Origin of the sequence: Paenibacillus chondroitinus NBRC 15376 (assembly GCF_004000765.1) — a bacterium.
GTDB lineage: Bacteria > Bacillota > Bacilli > Paenibacillales > NBRC-103111 > Paenibacillus_E > Paenibacillus_E chondroitinus.
This window is the reverse complement of the sequence record NZ_BILW01000077.1, coordinates 1-14,299: the sequence shown is the minus strand read 5'-3', so window position 1 is coordinate 14,299 and position 14,299 is coordinate 1. Positions and strand designations below refer to the sequence as shown.

14 protein-coding genes and 2 pseudogenes are annotated in these 14,299 nt (G+C 39.0%); 5 read left to right on the top strand and 11 right to left on the bottom strand.

The window, feature by feature from the left end; all coding sequences use genetic code 11:
- Positions 1-167 precede the first annotated feature (167 nt).
- Positions 168-1,142: a DUF1835 domain-containing protein gene (locus PCH02S_RS34625; protein WP_127458653.1), complete on the bottom strand. Its 975-nt coding sequence runs from the start codon at positions 1,140-1,142 to the stop codon at positions 168-170.
- Between the two features lie 29 nt (positions 1,143-1,171).
- A pseudogene (gene ligA / locus PCH02S_RS34620) lies at positions 1,172-2,191 on the bottom strand (NAD-dependent DNA ligase LigA); the annotation flags it as partial.
- Positions 2,192-2,296: 105 nt separating this feature from the next.
- On the opposite strand from ligA, the gene PCH02S_RS36640 reads away from it, so the two are divergent.
- From PCH02S_RS36640 to PCH02S_RS37150, 4 genes and pseudogenes are all read left to right on the top strand, one after another.
- Positions 2,297-2,572: a response regulator gene (locus PCH02S_RS36640; RefSeq protein WP_127458651.1), complete on the top strand. Its 276-nt coding sequence runs from the start codon at positions 2,297-2,299 to the stop codon at positions 2,570-2,572.
- A gap of 185 nt (positions 2,573-2,757) precedes the next feature.
- Positions 2,758-4,038, top strand: coding sequence for an ArsB/NhaD family transporter (locus PCH02S_RS34610; protein WP_127458650.1), 1,281 nt, complete (start codon positions 2,758-2,760; stop codon positions 4,036-4,038).
- 22 nt (positions 4,039-4,060) lie between these two features.
- On the top strand, positions 4,061-4,342 hold the full coding sequence (locus tag PCH02S_RS34605) for a hypothetical protein (protein ID WP_127458649.1): 282 nt from the start codon (positions 4,061-4,063) through the stop codon (positions 4,340-4,342).
- A 126-nt stretch (positions 4,343-4,468) separates the two neighbouring features.
- A pseudogene (locus PCH02S_RS37150) lies at positions 4,469-4,884 on the top strand (transposase); the annotation flags it as partial.
- Positions 4,885-5,037: 153 nt separating this feature from the next.
- On the opposite strand, the gene PCH02S_RS34595 reads toward PCH02S_RS37150, so the two are convergent.
- The 9 genes from PCH02S_RS34595 to PCH02S_RS34555 all read right to left on the bottom strand — a co-directional run bounded on the left by PCH02S_RS34595 (position 5,038) and on the right by PCH02S_RS34555 (position 13,718).
- Positions 5,038-6,096: a zinc-ribbon domain-containing protein gene (locus PCH02S_RS34595; protein ID WP_127458648.1), complete on the bottom strand. Its 1,059-nt coding sequence runs from the start codon at positions 6,094-6,096 to the stop codon at positions 5,038-5,040.
- A 9-nt stretch (positions 6,097-6,105) separates the two neighbouring features.
- Positions 6,106-6,870, bottom strand: a complete 765-nt coding sequence (locus tag PCH02S_RS34590) for a hypothetical protein (RefSeq protein ID WP_127458647.1) — start codon at positions 6,868-6,870, stop codon at positions 6,106-6,108.
- A complete protein-coding gene (locus PCH02S_RS34585) occupies positions 6,860-8,503 on the bottom strand; it encodes a hypothetical protein (protein ID WP_127458646.1) in 1,644 nt (547 codons plus the stop codon). The genes PCH02S_RS34590 and PCH02S_RS34585 overlap by 11 nt, the downstream gene beginning before the upstream one ends.
- A gap of 5 nt (positions 8,504-8,508) precedes the next feature.
- Positions 8,509-10,593 (bottom strand): hypothetical protein, encoded by a 2,085-nt coding sequence (locus PCH02S_RS34580; RefSeq protein WP_127458645.1) that lies wholly within the window; start codon positions 10,591-10,593, stop codon positions 8,509-8,511.
- Positions 10,583-11,908 carry a site-specific integrase gene (locus tag PCH02S_RS34575; RefSeq protein WP_127458644.1) on the bottom strand — a complete coding sequence of 442 codons (1,326 nt, stop codon included), beginning with the start codon at positions 11,906-11,908 and terminating at the stop codon, positions 10,583-10,585. Before PCH02S_RS34575 ends, PCH02S_RS34580 begins: the two co-directional genes overlap by 11 nt.
- 218 nt (positions 11,909-12,126) lie before the next feature.
- Entirely contained in the window at positions 12,127-12,309 is a 183-nt protein-coding gene (locus PCH02S_RS34570; RefSeq protein WP_127458643.1) for a hypothetical protein, read from the bottom strand.
- A gap of 23 nt (positions 12,310-12,332) precedes the next feature.
- The gene (locus tag PCH02S_RS34565; protein ID WP_127458642.1) at positions 12,333-12,725 is read right to left on the bottom strand and encodes a hypothetical protein; all 393 of its coding nucleotides are present in this window, start codon (positions 12,723-12,725) and stop codon (positions 12,333-12,335) included.
- Positions 12,726-12,814: 89 nt separating this feature from the next.
- Entirely contained in the window at positions 12,815-13,324 is a 510-nt protein-coding gene (locus PCH02S_RS34560) for a DUF6042 family protein (protein WP_268597655.1), read from the bottom strand.
- Positions 13,305-13,718 carry a hypothetical protein gene (locus PCH02S_RS34555; RefSeq protein WP_127458640.1) on the bottom strand — a complete coding sequence of 138 codons (414 nt, stop codon included), beginning with the start codon at positions 13,716-13,718 and terminating at the stop codon, positions 13,305-13,307. Before PCH02S_RS34555 ends, PCH02S_RS34560 begins: the two co-directional genes overlap by 20 nt.
- 132 nt (positions 13,719-13,850) lie before the next feature.
- On the opposite strand from PCH02S_RS34555, the gene PCH02S_RS34550 reads away from it, so the two are divergent.
- On the top strand, positions 13,851-14,216 hold the full coding sequence (locus tag PCH02S_RS34550; RefSeq protein ID WP_127458639.1) for a helix-turn-helix domain-containing protein: 366 nt from the start codon (positions 13,851-13,853) through the stop codon (positions 14,214-14,216).
- The last annotated feature ends 83 nt before the right edge of the window (positions 14,217-14,299 follow it).

Genomic DNA, 14,299 nt, shown 5'->3' with positions numbered 1-14,299 from the left:
TGTCGATTGCTCGACTAATTTGCTGATTTACTTCATCTATTTGTTCAGTTTTCAAAGAGCTTTATTGCGTTACCGTTTAAAGCGTTAATGTGTCGCTCTTGCGGTGACAAGAACATATACTATCAGGTTTCAAAACGAATTGCAAGCATCTTTTTATATACAATATCTTACAGCTCCGAAAACCCTGAATTTGCAGGATCTAGGCGCCAAATCAGCTGCTTCCCTTGCAAATGAACACCGCCGATCCAATCATCGATACCATTCAAAGCAATGTGGTCTTCTTTGCCCGTGAGAACTAGTTTACCCGCATCTGTTAAACTTACTCGCCAATTCTCGAACTGAACAGGTAAAGGTTCACCGTATTGAGGAAGTCTGTCACCTCCGGTAAGAGAGACTAACGGATGTTCACATAACCGGAGCTGCTCTAACATACCCCAGAATTGCATATCTCCTAAACCAAAGTCACTGGCTTTCTCGCTTACATGTTGAAATAACGAATAAAGAGAAACATCTGTACGGTCAATCTCCTCTAGAATGAGCTGCTCCAGGCTGCTCAAACCATTTTGCATAGAGGGATAGCGCCCTAAATTAGCCTCTAGAGCCCTTTTAAGAAAAGGAAGCTCCGACAAGTCCTCCCCCATCAAAACTGCCAAAGACAGCGGTTCAGAGGCCGAATAGGCACTCCACACCTTAGCAGCAAGGTTAAGCTGCCCCTCTGTTATTGGCGACAACTCGCTGTAGAGTTGAGGAATTTGATGTTCGATCTTTTGATCATATTGGATAAGTGATAAACGGATTAAGCCACCGTCCAGACTAGATAATCGCGTTAATAAATAGCAGAGCATCAACTGGTCAAAAAGATCCTGATCAAACCATAGGACAACTTCGCTTGCCTCATCTGAAACCATATCCAATTGCTTTTCTTGATGAAGCGTGGTGGATGTAAACAGATCTTCCGGGATCCCATGCTTTTGAAACATATAGGAGGCCCTAATGGGTAAAAGGAGGCTATCCGACATTCGCATGCCGATAGGTCCTTCATATAGAGACTCGCGCCACACCAGAATTTCACCATCTATGCTCGACTTACGCAGTTTATCTCCAAAAGCGTCACCGTTCACAATATGCAGCTTTCCTGGCATGGCGCAACCCTCTTTTCAAAAAAATTAAATTAACTTTCACCCAGCAGCTGCAGAAGCTCCTGTTCGTCATCAATAATCCGAATGCCAAGCTCCTGTGCTTTGGTCAACTTGCTGCCGGCGCTCTCCCCTGCAATAACGATGTCCGTTTTCTTAGAAACACTGCCGGTAATTTTGGCCCCAAGCGCTTCCAGCTTCTTGGCGCATTCGTCGCGCCCCATAGTGGAAAGCGTACCCGTAAGTACAACCGTTTTGCCAAAAAACGGATTGTCCGGGCTAGCCAGCACGACGGCAGGCTCCTCGGCAATCGGGTTGACGCCGGCAGCCAACATGCGCTCAATACTGGAGACCATGACAGGGTCACGGAAAAATGAGTAGATGCTCTCGGCGACAATACCACCCACGTCCGGGAGCGTGATGAGCTCCTCTGGCGTTGCCGCCATGATTTTGGGCAGGCTGCGATAATAATCGGCCAGCACTTTGGTTGTCGTTTTGCCGGAGTTGGGAATGCCTAAAGCATATAGGAACGACGCGAGGTCGCGGGATTTACTTTTCTCCAAGGCACCCAGTAAATTGTTGGCCTTCTTCTCACCGAAGCGGTCAAGCTTGACCAGATCGTCGAACTTCAGCGTGTAGAGATCCGCAGGATCGTTGACGCCAAGCTCTTGGTGCAACTGCGAAGCCGTCATCTCGCTGAAGAACTCAATGTCCATCGCATCGCGCGAAGCAAAATGCGACATACGGCCAACGAGCTGCGGGCTGCAGCCAAGCCGATTCAAGCAGAAGAGATGCGCACCACGCATCTCCAGCTCGCTGCCGCAGGAAGGACAATGCGTCGGAGCGACGATTTCCTCGCCGTCATTCTCCTCGGTCACTTTACCGAGAATTTCGGGAATGACGTCGTTGGAGCGACGAATGTAAACCAGACTGCCCAAGGCGTGCTTGAGGTTCTTGCGCTCGATGTCGCCGACATTATTTAACGTACAGTTCTGTACGGTAACGCCAGCGAGATCTACAGCTTCTACGCGAGCTAACGGCGTAATTTTACCCGATAAGCATATTATTTATTTTAGACTTTTGTTTAAACAGACATCTAGATTAAGGTTTTGTATTATACACACAAGTGAATATTTCGTCGTGGCAGAGCCGTCGGGTTAATGAGTGAGAGCCATGACGTTAATCAATCGGGAGAGCCATCAATTGAAGAATGGCTCTCCGTCTACCAGTTTAACTATCGTCTCCCTTTAATGTGTATTGCTGCCCTTACAGCGTTTAGGAAAATCGATCCACAGGTTAAAGTGATTTTGTGTTCAGCCATGGGTCAACAGAGAATGGTTACTGACGCGATCCAGGCACGAGCAAAGGATTTTATCGTGAAACCTTTCCACAAAGACAGGGTATCCGAGGCGCTCACTAGAGTGTTACAGTCGTAGTTTGACTGATCTTTACATTACCTGGGCATGTAGATATAATTAACTCAACAACATATTTGGATTATCGGAGGAGCCTGCCATCGGTGGGCTTCTTTTTGCTTTTTTCTGCCTACCGAAGGATTGTCTTCATCGTTATCCGCATTTATTTGGGGAATGATAAACAATAATTTACTTTGGGAGGACTCATGGAACAACAAGCTATTTTAGCAATCGGTATCTTTCTCATCATTTATGGATTCATTATTGCAGAGAAAATCCACCGCACGATCGTTGCCATGATTGGCGGGGTATTAATGGTTGTCTTAGGGATTGTAGACCAAGAAACTGCGCTGCATCACATTGACTTCAACACGCTTGGGCTACTTGTGGGCATGATGATTATTGTAGGCATTACTGCTGAAACGGGACTGTTCAAATACATTGCCGTTGTGGCTGCCAAGAGAGCCAAAGGCGACCCTACCCGCATTCTGATTTCATTAGCTCTTATTACAGCAATAGGATCAGCTTTTCTGGATAATGTGACCACGGTGCTTCTCATGGTGCCAGTGACATTCAGTATTACGCGGCAACTTCGTGTAAATCCCATGCCTTTTCTCATTACTCAGATTATCGCCTCCAACGTGGGGGGGACCGCGACACTAATTGGCGACCCGCCTAACATCATGATCGGGAGCGCAGTCAAAGAATTATCATTTATGGACTTTATCATCAATCTAGCACCGTTAGCGATTATAGTCATGGCTGTTTACATTCCTATCTTCATTCTTCTATTTCGCAAACAAATTCAGACAAAAGATGATTTAAAGTGCAGCATTATGGAGATGGATGAAAGTCAACTTATCACGGATCACAAGCTCTTACGAAAGTGCTTGATTGCTTTGACATTGACGATACTAGGTTTCTTTACGCATCAGTTGTTGCATCTGGAGTCGGCAACAGTCGCCTTGGCGGGTGCCTTTCTGCTGTTATTGCTTACAGGAGAGCATATAATGGAAGAGGCTTTCTCCAGAGTCGAATGGACAACGATTTTTTTCTTCGTCGGTTTGTTCGTATTGGTTTCCGGTCTTATCGAAACAGGTGTGATAGCTAAGTTAGCTGCTCAAGCTATCGAACTGACGGGAGGAGAGCCAATTGCGACGTCGATGCTGATATTGTGGCTCAGCGCTATTGCATCCTCTTTTTTAGACAACATTCCGTTTGTAGCAACGATGATTCCTATGATTCAAGAAATGGGTAATATGGGTGTCAGCAATCTGGAGCCGTTGTGGTGGAGTTTGGCACTTGGTGCCTGCTTGGGGGGCAATGGTTCACTAATTGGCGCAAGTGCCAATCTCATTGTAGCAGGCATGGCTGGTAAGGAAGGTCACCCGATTAGCTTTGTTCAGTTTTTAAAATATGGCTTTCCATTAATGCTGCTCTCTATTGTGTTATCAAGTATTTACTTGTACCTGCGTTACTTAATTTAACTTTAACAAGAAAGGTGACAATATGCTGAAATACGAATACGACCGCCAAATTATCCAAGTTAATGAAACGGACAATGGAAATGATGTTGAATTTCGTATTCACCTTCTCCATGAAGGGTCTTGCCTCGACGGGATGAAAAAAATTCAAAAGAAATTTGAAGAAAACCAAGTGTATACGGACATTCTATTCTACATTTACGCTAACCATGAATATCAGGTTATTGTCCGCCGGGATTACTATGAAGACTTTGTACTCGAACTGATGAAGCAACGACTGTTGCAAAGTGTGAGCTGGGCCGAGTAGACTTTCCGATGTAAAGGGGGAGAACTCGTAAGTTCTCCCCCTCGATGAAATTTAATCAACAAAAAGAAACCTTTCCTTGGTAAAATGGAGGTACCACCCAACCATACACCAAAGGAGAGGTTTCTTTTGTACATTCAATATACCATGGACCAACTCACCCTGCCAATGGATCTGGCCGAAGATATTCCCGACAATCATCTGGTTCGTGTCGTGAATGCGGCGGTGGACCGCTTGAGCGACAAGATTTTCGCAGATGCCTACCCCGGCGGCGGCCGAGACAGCTATCACCCCAAAATGCTCACCAAGGTCATCATCTACGCCTACGCCCAGCGCATCTACTCTTCCCGGCAGATCGCCAAATCCGCGAAAATATCATGTTCATGTGGATCGCAGGGCGCCAGCGACCGGACTTCCGCACGATCAACCGCTTTCGTTCCGAGCGCATGAAAGAGGTGCTGGAGAAAGTCTTTACCGCGGTCCTGCAATTTTTGGCCGAGCAGAACTACTTCAAGCTCGAACATTACTTCCTCGACGGCACCAAGAAAATTTAGCCGTCATTTTATGGTAGGGTTCAGCGCGACTAATCTTAATCTAGTCTGCCCGTTCGTATTAGTCCTTGGCTCTGTTTTATTAACAAAGGTGGCCCTCACAGATTAACCCAATGGCTCTCTGCCGCCGAAATATTCACAAGATTATCATATAGAATAAATTGACTTTTTTCCTGCGCAATACGGGCACTTTGAACCTTTTACCCTTCGTTCCGTTGGAGCAAGCCAACTATGTCCTTTTTTGCATTTCCACCAGATCATTTTGCTGGAACCTTCTGAAATTGAATTTATATTTATTCCGACATTTTTATCCTTATCAAATTCGATTAAAAGTATTGGATACTTATTGAATACTGAATCTTCTTCTGATATTCTTGCCCTAGAGCAATAAGGGCATTCCTTTCTTTTCGTCATTGAGCCAATTTTTTCATTCCATTTGTGCTTCCCACAAATCCAATTAACCTCTTTATTGCTGTGAGGAAAAAAGTTTTCCGGCTTTAAATCGCCATTCGAATCATAATCCCAATAACTCGCTGCTTCTGGTTCTAATGCTTTAAAACTGTTTTTATCAGGGATAACAACAGTGTTGTTACAGAATGGACACTTTTTTCTATCACTCACCCTTTCACATATACTGTCATTCCATTCATGGCCTTCCTTACACTGCCACCAGACTTTCTTGGTACTCTTCTCTTTAAACTCATAAGGTTTTAATTTTCCATTCTTTATCGGATGCCATTCAGAAGCTATGTCCTTATGTAAAGTTTCTAAGTCGTTTTTGCCCCTAATCGCTAGTCTACCTGAACAGTACGGGCATCCACTTCCGCTAGCCCTTGAGTATATTACGGCTTCCCATTCATGACCATTGTCACATACCCACCAAACTTTTTTGGAAGATCCGCGCATAGCCATCTGCGGCGTGAATTCCCCATTTTTGGAATTGTCCCATTCTTTTACCAAATGGGGGTCTGTGGTTGAAAAATCGTTTTCTCCAACTATCGGGACCTGGCCAGCACAATAGATACAACCATGATCATGGACTGCCCTATTTTTAACCAACGCTTGCCAATCATGGCCTTTTTCGCATTTCCACCAAACGGGATCCGGGTAACTAGAATAAATTTCCTCCACCGGAACTGTATTCTTCTCTTTATTATACTCCCTGGATATACGCGGGTAATCGTTTACTATGTACTTCCTTCTCATGTTTAACTCCTATATATTTTTAATTCTATTTATTAATTCGAAACTTATTTTATCATCTTCAACATTTTGGAAGGTATCTTTCACCACCCCTAAGATGTCTGTATCAACGTCTGAAATCACCCTATCTTCACTTAGTTCAACGCCATCATCTTCAAAAACACCATTTTTCTTTAATATTTTTTCCGCTTCCCTATCCCACAACATATGTGTCAGATCGTCTTGTTGCCTCACTTTTATGATTAATTCGTGTATCTTTTGTTTTTGCGCATCTAAGATTTCTTTAGAGGTTTTCTCGCGTTTTTGATATTCAGCATATTTTTCATCAATCTCTTTACTCATCTTTCTAATTTCTAAATCTCTTTCTTGAATCCGAGTTTTTAGTTTTAGATTTTCTTTAATAAGTTCTGTATTTGCATTTGACATATCTTCCAACAAAACGTTAAGATTATTTAATGCAACCTTCAAATCATCCTTCTTCATAGAAAGATAACTGCTTATTTCAATTTGTTTAAATACAGTTTTTGTAATTGGTATTTTCTTATTAGAAAGGCCTGTTATTCTCGCATTCAGACCTTCTAAATATTCTTTTGCTTCTGGATCCCTGTTAATAACGTAGTACTTGAAATTGGGCAATTCCAGTTCATCATTCGCGTATTTGGCAATTTTAGAGGCGTTTAAGAAAACTGTACCTCCCGTATACGCTAAATACGAGTCAATTATGTTCTTTATTTCTTCTGTCGCATAAGCTTTAGGTCTTCCCATTTTATTTGTCATGCATGTCCCCTCCCCCCAGCTCTTCAACATACGCATTTATCAAATTTTCAACACTCGCCTTTAATTGACTTTTCAAAATCACATATTCATCCGTATTTCTATATTCCTTTTCAGAAGATATCCATCTTTTAAGTCTTTTTAATCTTTCTTCCACCTTTAGTTCCTGTTTTTTAATCAATTCTTTTCGGTTCTTATTGCCTTGAAAGTACTTGCATATTTCGCAATCACCCGCAACTGCATAGCAGTCTCCCAAATTTCCTTGAGCAAATAATGTTGAAAAGCATTTTCCTTCGTCAACTTCAACGAATTTCGTTAAACCGCCTCCACTTATTATAAACTCCTTGCCGTTGCCTACTACTGCTTCAACAATAATTTCTTTTCTTTTTGACAACTCAAATAAGCTGTACGCCTTACATTTTATGAGGTTTTTCATGTTACCTGAATAGTGAAATATCATATCTACATTTTCGTGACCTGTAATTTCTTTTGCCATAAGAATATTGGCTCCGTTAAGAAGCATATTTTGCATAGCTATATGTCTAGAATCACCTAATGAAATCTTCACTATTTCATTAACTTTCAATTTATATGCCTCGCCAACAATATTTGTCTCTTTTAATTTTTCTTTTGGAATTACTCTGTAGTTGTAATATTTCTCGATAACATCACAATAAAATTGATCTAATAACCTAGAAAAATGATTTGTATGAAAGAAACCATGATCTTTAAGCTGGTTACTTGCATTTACATATACTTCATTAACAAACAATGAATCTATGTTTGATTCTTTATAACCCTTTACCAGTCTCTTGTAGTCTGAAATCATTGCTGCTATTTCATTTGAAACAGCATACTCATAAATCTTATAATCTTCATCTATCTTATAAGTAATATTTCTATTTCTACTTGTGTTACCTTTCATTTTTGATCTTCTTATTTTAAGATACGGGACCCCATTTCTAACCTCTACACATTCCTTAGGTATTAAGGTAAACTCGGTGACTCGCACCGGAAGTATCATGGTGATATTCCACCACAAATAAATCGGATAAAAGAATATTTTATCATCGATAGTCGCATTGCCCTTCCAATACTCCTCCAATATTCTTCCAAATAAAAAATAACTCTGATATTCTGCTAAATCTCTTCTTTTTACATAATTATATTTATATCGTTCTTCCTCAAGGATAATAACTTCTGAGGTAAAGGGCATTAATTCAATGAAATCTTGAATTCCTGTTTTGAATAATAAATAGCGCTTTGTAGGGATTTTCGTTAAACATTCCGTGTTGTATAACAACTCTTTAATGTTATATACCAATTCTTGCAAAGTGCCTATAACGTATTGCCCTATACAAAAACAAATATAGCATTTAAATATTTCTTTAAATTCCGTTACAGAATAATGATTCATATACTTTTTTACATACACTTCATCAAAAGTAAAGTCTAAAGTAACCGTATCCTTTTCATCATGTAACAGCCATGCATCATTGTTAAATTCAGTTTGTATAACACCATCTTTTTGATATATTTTGAATTTTTCCAAAGCAATATTCTTTTCTTCAGCGCCTATTGTTGAAACCACTTTATGCCGGCTAATATTTTTATTTTGAGTGATTAATGCTAACATCGCCGTTAATCCTCTCCCAAGAAAAGTCTTTGATACTCTGTTATATCCTGTTTATAGATATGCTTCATGGACGCTAGAATTTCATAGACAGCAGGATACAACTTGTTTTCCAAAATCGCTTTCCATTTAAATCTTTCGGCTTTTGTCTTCGCATTTTGAAATTTCATTCTATCAACTTTTATTTCATTATGAAGATCGTTCAAGAACGTTTTTAAATACATTTCCGACCCACAGCCAATGCAATGTTCTCTATTAGGCATGTTACATCCTTCTCCAAATGCCTTCCTAATGCAATATACATCTTCATTCTTCCCCACGCATTTACCGTCAGCAATTTCCTTTAGTGCATTTCCCGCAATCTCTGTTGCATTTTCATCATTTATGTATTTAATTATTTCCGATATTGTCTGTTTCGCTTTTAATTCGGCTTTTTCGTCTTTTTGCAAAAGCAACTCTATTTCATGCGGTATCATCCCAAGCTCTTTTATGGTTTCTGTTTGTTTGTCGATATGTTTTTTCTCAAATTCATTACTATACAAAGCACTGCAAAGTAAATATGGAACAAAACTACAAACACCTCGTTCAAAAAGAATTCTAGTAATATCGTCAACAGAATACCCGTCCATCTTTGCTTTTAGATATTTAGATGTTACTTCTGGTAATGAGCCTAAACCGCCCTTATGGCTTCTGGAGTACGCGGCCAGTAAATAACCATTGTTGTTATTTTTTTCACCGCTCTCCATGATTCTTTCCATATATGCCTTATTCGCTTTTCTGTTTGATATTAATCTTCCGGCAAATAAACTATTATAATCTGCTCCAAACAATTCAACAGCATACTTGACATTATTAGGGTACCAGCATATGGGGCTCCCTTTTCCCTCTAATATCGAATGAGCTTCGCATAATGCTAAAAGCATGCCAATTGTTGATCTAAAACTTTCAGGGATATACATCTTTAAATTAGGGGAGTTCTGACGCCTTTTTGATTTTCGTGGCCTTTTACTTTCAAACCCAACTCTTACAACTAACTCATTAACATATGGGATCCAAGTTGCTTCACAATAATCATGCTCTTTGACCATTCTTATTACTTCTTCCGGCTCAACGTTTAAAGTTACATGAGGAATGTTATTTACTATATCTGCTTTCCGCCAAGCGCAAACATAGTGCATTGCATGATACAACCATGTTGTTGCTACAGGTTTACTATTTGCTGCTTTAATGAGCATATTCCTATCTTTCCAGTACTCTTCATTAAAAACCATATATGCTAATTTTAAATAAACAGCATCATCATATGCACTATTATCTTTTTTAACTGCACCTACATGTGCATCGAACTGGTTAATAACGGAGAATGAGCATTTTTCCGTTTGGCTTATATTGAATATAAGATTTGAGAATAGTATATTGGCATTCTTAGTAATATTATCTGCTGCAAACTCCATATATGTAGAGATTTCTTCATCGTTATATTGATTTATTTCTTTTTTACAGGTTGATCTTAAAAAGTTTGTCAGCTCATTAATGGCGTTTTCCATATCGGGCGGGCTATTCTTTGCAAGTTTTATCAAAGCCGTTTTAGTTTTATGATTACTACTAAAATAATCATCTTCTAGAAGAATTCTAAATTTCTCATCTTTTGTTTTATTATATAATTTTAATTTTAAAACTATATTGCTCTTAAATTGTTCTTTATCGTTCTTATTTATATAAAATACTATTGGATTATATGGTTTTGAGATTAGTCTGTGTTTTACTTTAATCCCGAAATAATCTAACCCTGAAAAAAACGAATGAAGTTCACTGTATTTCACTTGGCTCTCTCTACTTGTAAAATCAACTGTTATGTCTTCATTTTCACTGATACATTCAGCTATAACATCCTTTAAGCCAATCATTGATTTATCTAATCTGTCGGCTTCTTCAAAATCCACTTTAGATATATAAGCCACATTCTGATACTCGATAATACTGATCCCCATCGCCTTCATGTTACGCTTCAATGCAGCTGCGGATATACCAAAATGTGCCGATGACATATTTATTGAAATACATTCAGTTTCATCAATCATTTTATAATCCATAGAAGTCTTCCTTATTAATAGCATTTATAATATCATTTCCAACCTCTTCACTTGCTTTTTGGTAAAGACGCATTATTTCCCCTTTATTTTGTAAATATGCAAATGCCGTTTCGAGAGAAGAATCACCACGCCAGAAAGCAATTCCGTTTATATCTTCACCATTTAATACAAGCTGCACAGTAAACCAATGCCTAAATGCGTGTAACCCCCAATTACTCTCGTTGAGCATCATACCAAACACCTTTAGTTCAATATCATCGGATCTAAGCAGCTCAGGAAGAACAATTCCTCGCATAATATTAACAATCTTTTTACAGTATGACTGTTTAGAAATAGCCATTCTTTTTCCGGTTTTTGCATTTATGCTACTATTAACAAACAACGGAGCTTCTGGCTCTAAGTATTTTTCATTTATCATTTTCAAGTGCTCTTCATATGCTTCTTGTATTATTTCAAGGAAAATCGGATAGACAGTCTGTTTGCGTTTAATTTTTATTTTACCAGTTTTCTTTCCGTCACCTCTTAATACATATTCTCTAGTTAAATCAACTTCAAAACTTGTGAATTTTCCGTTTTCTTTCACATAGCGGATTCCATTAGGGTAAATGCTATTCGCTCTACGAATATTAACTATTTCACCTTCCCTAATCCCTGCACAAAGCTGAAGCAACACGGCTAGTACCAACTCCGGCTCTTCCCGTTTTACTGCTCTTAAAAGGATAGGTATCGCTTTCTGTGGAATGTCCCTCAATAAACCGTAACTCGAATCACCTAAATATTTCGCCGGTATCTCATATTCCCAAACAGCCCTGCTTCTCTTTTTACCTTTCAATTTATTTGTACTTGTAGATTCCACCAAAGCCTTTCTAACATAATAATGCTCATTATAATCAGATCTTTTTTCTCCTAGGTTCTTCATGAAGTGACAAATAGCATATCTCTCTTTTTCAACAGATTGCATACTTGGGTAATTTCCCTTAGAACTTTTCGTCTTAGAATATTCGTTTATATAATCTACAGCGCATTGAAACGGTATATCCGTAATCCTTTTTGCTTTATTTCTGCCATAATGTTTAAAAAGAGCATATGTAAGAAAATTGCATACTCTTCTGACTGAGTCATTATCACTATAATAAGCGTATTCAGACCCATTAAGCACACCAACATACTTATGATAGTCGGTCAATCTTATCAATGTTCTATCTAGTTGTATTGAAATTAAGGACCATTCATGCTTTATTCCGTCTTCTTCTATCCAATTGTATTGATACGGGGCAAACATCAAACGTTCTGATAATTGGATACTTTTCATCATATAAATCACTTTCCTCCCTCTGAGAACAGGGATCCAAGCAGAACCTCCTAGGTTCGAGCTCTACGATTCGTTTCAAGTATTTGTAGTGACGAAGAAAGCCTTTCTTTGCTCTACCGTTAAATTAACTCATTTGCTGCAGTTCAGCAATGACCCCTTGTGCATAATGTTTATACATCGTTCGTCGGCTTGTCATACTTCCCATATTTAGCCCCCCTTAATTATTCTTGACTATGAGTTAGCCACACTTCTCTATAGATCTTTTCAGCTTCTTCACTACTTAGTTCGTTAAGCAGCTCTTCAAATGTTAGAACGACGTATGCAGCATCCATAGACTCCGGGAAGTGAACTTTTTCGACTGTTGCAATTAAATAACCAATTGCTTGGGTATGAGTTATTTTCATTTAATCATCTTCTCCCTGCAGCATCAATCAATTATTATATTTACTCCTTCACCTTGGTACCCGCGGCCATGTCTCATCATTCTAGCGATCACTAATGCATGCTGAATTCCTTTGATTTTCCCTTTCAAGAATTCATTTTGCAGATCCTCTTGCAATTCGGCTTCGAGCTCTTCCAAGTACTTTTCAAAATAGATAATTATAGAGTCAATTTCGGAAATACTGTGTTCTAGGTTTTCAAAGAACAGAATACTATTAGAAATTGCTGCTTTCTGAAGGATTAAATCATCGGTTTTTAAGAAGCTTTGAATGGATTCGATGTAGTTTCTAAATGAGCTCTCGTTCGTAAGTTTTGCCATATGATTGTCAAACAAACCGATCAAATACTGCACTTTTTCTGTGTCATTCAATAAAGTCATTTTATCACTCCTTTTGTCATTGGATATTCTTCAGAAATAAAAATGGACCGCCCTCACCCAGGAAGACTGTCCAGTCATTTCATCTTGTGCTAATTGTTTAGCACCTCATCAATTCTACAAAGTGGACGTATAATCATATCTAGACACCACTTTCCCTGCAGATCCTCTGTTTTGAACGCCAATCCCAAAGCCACATAGAGATCAATAACATCAACTATCGATTTCGGATACAGAAGTCCATTGGCCTGTAATTTTTGCTCAATTTCAGTCTCCCTCTCGTATAAAGACTGAGCCTCATCCTCCTCAAGATTCCCTTTACCTACCCCATTATCGCCTAGGTCAATAAACGTATTCGGTTTGACCTTTTCCTCCATAAAAGCGACTGTTTCTGTCCAGTTAAAACCGCTTGCTACAGAAACACTAAAGTAGGGCAATAACGTAATGTTCGGCATAGGAAGCCATATCCCCCAGCCTCCCTCAAAAAACTGGTTAGGAATCACACACTGCCCTTTAGGGATAAGCCCTAATTGCGAAAGTCCCCTTACAGTAACCCTGCCATTAGTTATAAAATTCAAAGCATCATTCTGAAAAGAACACATGTTCAACCCCCGTCTGGATAATATAAGGTAGTATATCAATCGGCTTCTCGTCGGAAATCCTAAATTCGGAAAAATAACCGTCATTATTTTCTACTTTGTTGAAGCTTATCCCCACAACCCAGAATTCTTCTGCCAAATCAGGGTCCGACGACGTCTTTGCATATCCTTCACGTAAAAAACCAATTAATTCATCGAACTCTTCCTTAGTTGATTCAATTAGTTTAACTGCACCATTGCAACTTTTTATTTTCATCACGTGTTGTTCTTCTTCCCACTGAAGGATCAAGAATTGTGCGTCTTTGTGAAATATAATTTTCCGAAATCGAACTGCAAATTGTTCAGACGATCGATTCGATAAAATCAGTGATTCCACTGATCTGACTTTTGGAATCATTTTGCTCACCCCTGGCTATATTAACAAAATAGTATCACTTTTAAGTGATTTTATCAATAATTATCACTTATATTGTTATATATTTTTTCGATTGAAACACTTACCCTTAGGATAAGCAGGGAGGTTATAACGATGTCTGATTTAAAAAAACTGATCGGTGAAAAAATTCGTAGCATACGTAATAAAAAAAATCTGACCTTACTTCAATTAAGCCAAATAACGGGGCAGCAAACCTCATATCTGACCGAAGTTGAACTTGGAAAAAGAAATCTATCCATTGATTCGTTGGAAAAAATCATGGACGCTCTTAACATAAAGCCAGGGGATCTTTTTGATTTCCGAGAAATCAATCCAGATTCCCAGGATTTTGACACCAGATCCATTCTTGAAGTCCACTACCAATTTCTAATCGAGAAAAAAAGTGAAGACGTAAAGATGATCCATAAGATAACAACGGAGATTTTCAAATCAATTGATACCTCTTCTAAATCTGAATAGTTATTTTCATGAAAGTGACCTTTGGGTGACCTTTGGGTGACCTTTGGGTGACCTTTGGGTGACCTTTGGGTGACCTTTGGGTG

What these genes read in the sequence shown, in the direction of transcription:
- PCH02S_RS34565 (WP_127458642.1), bottom strand. Translation starts at nt 12,725, where the DNA reads ATGACTTTATTGAATGACACAGAAAAAGTGCAGTATTTGATCGGTTTG.
- PCH02S_RS34605 (WP_127458649.1), top strand. Translation starts at nt 4,061, where the DNA reads ATGCTGAAATACGAATACGACCGCCAAATTATCCAAGTTAATGAAACG.
- PCH02S_RS34580 (WP_127458645.1), bottom strand. Translation starts at nt 10,593, where the DNA reads ATGGATTATAAAATGATTGATGAAACTGAATGTATTTCAATAAATATG.
- PCH02S_RS36640 (WP_127458651.1), top strand. Translation starts at nt 2,297, where the DNA reads ATGAGTGAGAGCCATGACGTTAATCAATCGGGAGAGCCATCAATTGAA.
- PCH02S_RS34585 (WP_127458646.1), bottom strand. Translation starts at nt 8,503, where the DNA reads ATGTTAGCATTAATCACTCAAAATAAAAATATTAGCCGGCATAAAGTG.
- PCH02S_RS34560 (WP_268597655.1), bottom strand. Translation starts at nt 13,324, where the DNA reads ATGTGTTCTTTTCAGAATGATGCTTTGAATTTTATAACTAATGGCAGG.
- PCH02S_RS34555 (WP_127458640.1), bottom strand. Translation starts at nt 13,718, where the DNA reads ATGATTCCAAAAGTCAGATCAGTGGAATCACTGATTTTATCGAATCGA.
- PCH02S_RS34575 (WP_127458644.1), bottom strand. Translation starts at nt 11,908, where the DNA reads ATGATGAAAAGTATCCAATTATCAGAACGTTTGATGTTTGCCCCGTAT.
- PCH02S_RS34590 (WP_127458647.1), bottom strand. Translation starts at nt 6,870, where the DNA reads ATGACAAATAAAATGGGAAGACCTAAAGCTTATGCGACAGAAGAAATA.
- PCH02S_RS34550 (WP_127458639.1), top strand. Translation starts at nt 13,851, where the DNA reads ATGTCTGATTTAAAAAAACTGATCGGTGAAAAAATTCGTAGCATACGT.
- PCH02S_RS34570 (WP_127458643.1), bottom strand. Translation starts at nt 12,309, where the DNA reads ATGAAAATAACTCATACCCAAGCAATTGGTTATTTAATTGCAACAGTC.
- PCH02S_RS34595 (WP_127458648.1), bottom strand. Translation starts at nt 6,096, where the DNA reads ATGAGAAGGAAGTACATAGTAAACGATTACCCGCGTATATCCAGGGAG.
- PCH02S_RS34625 (WP_127458653.1), bottom strand. Translation starts at nt 1,142, where the DNA reads ATGCCAGGAAAGCTGCATATTGTGAACGGTGACGCTTTTGGAGATAAA.
- PCH02S_RS34610 (WP_127458650.1), top strand. Translation starts at nt 2,758, where the DNA reads ATGGAACAACAAGCTATTTTAGCAATCGGTATCTTTCTCATCATTTAT.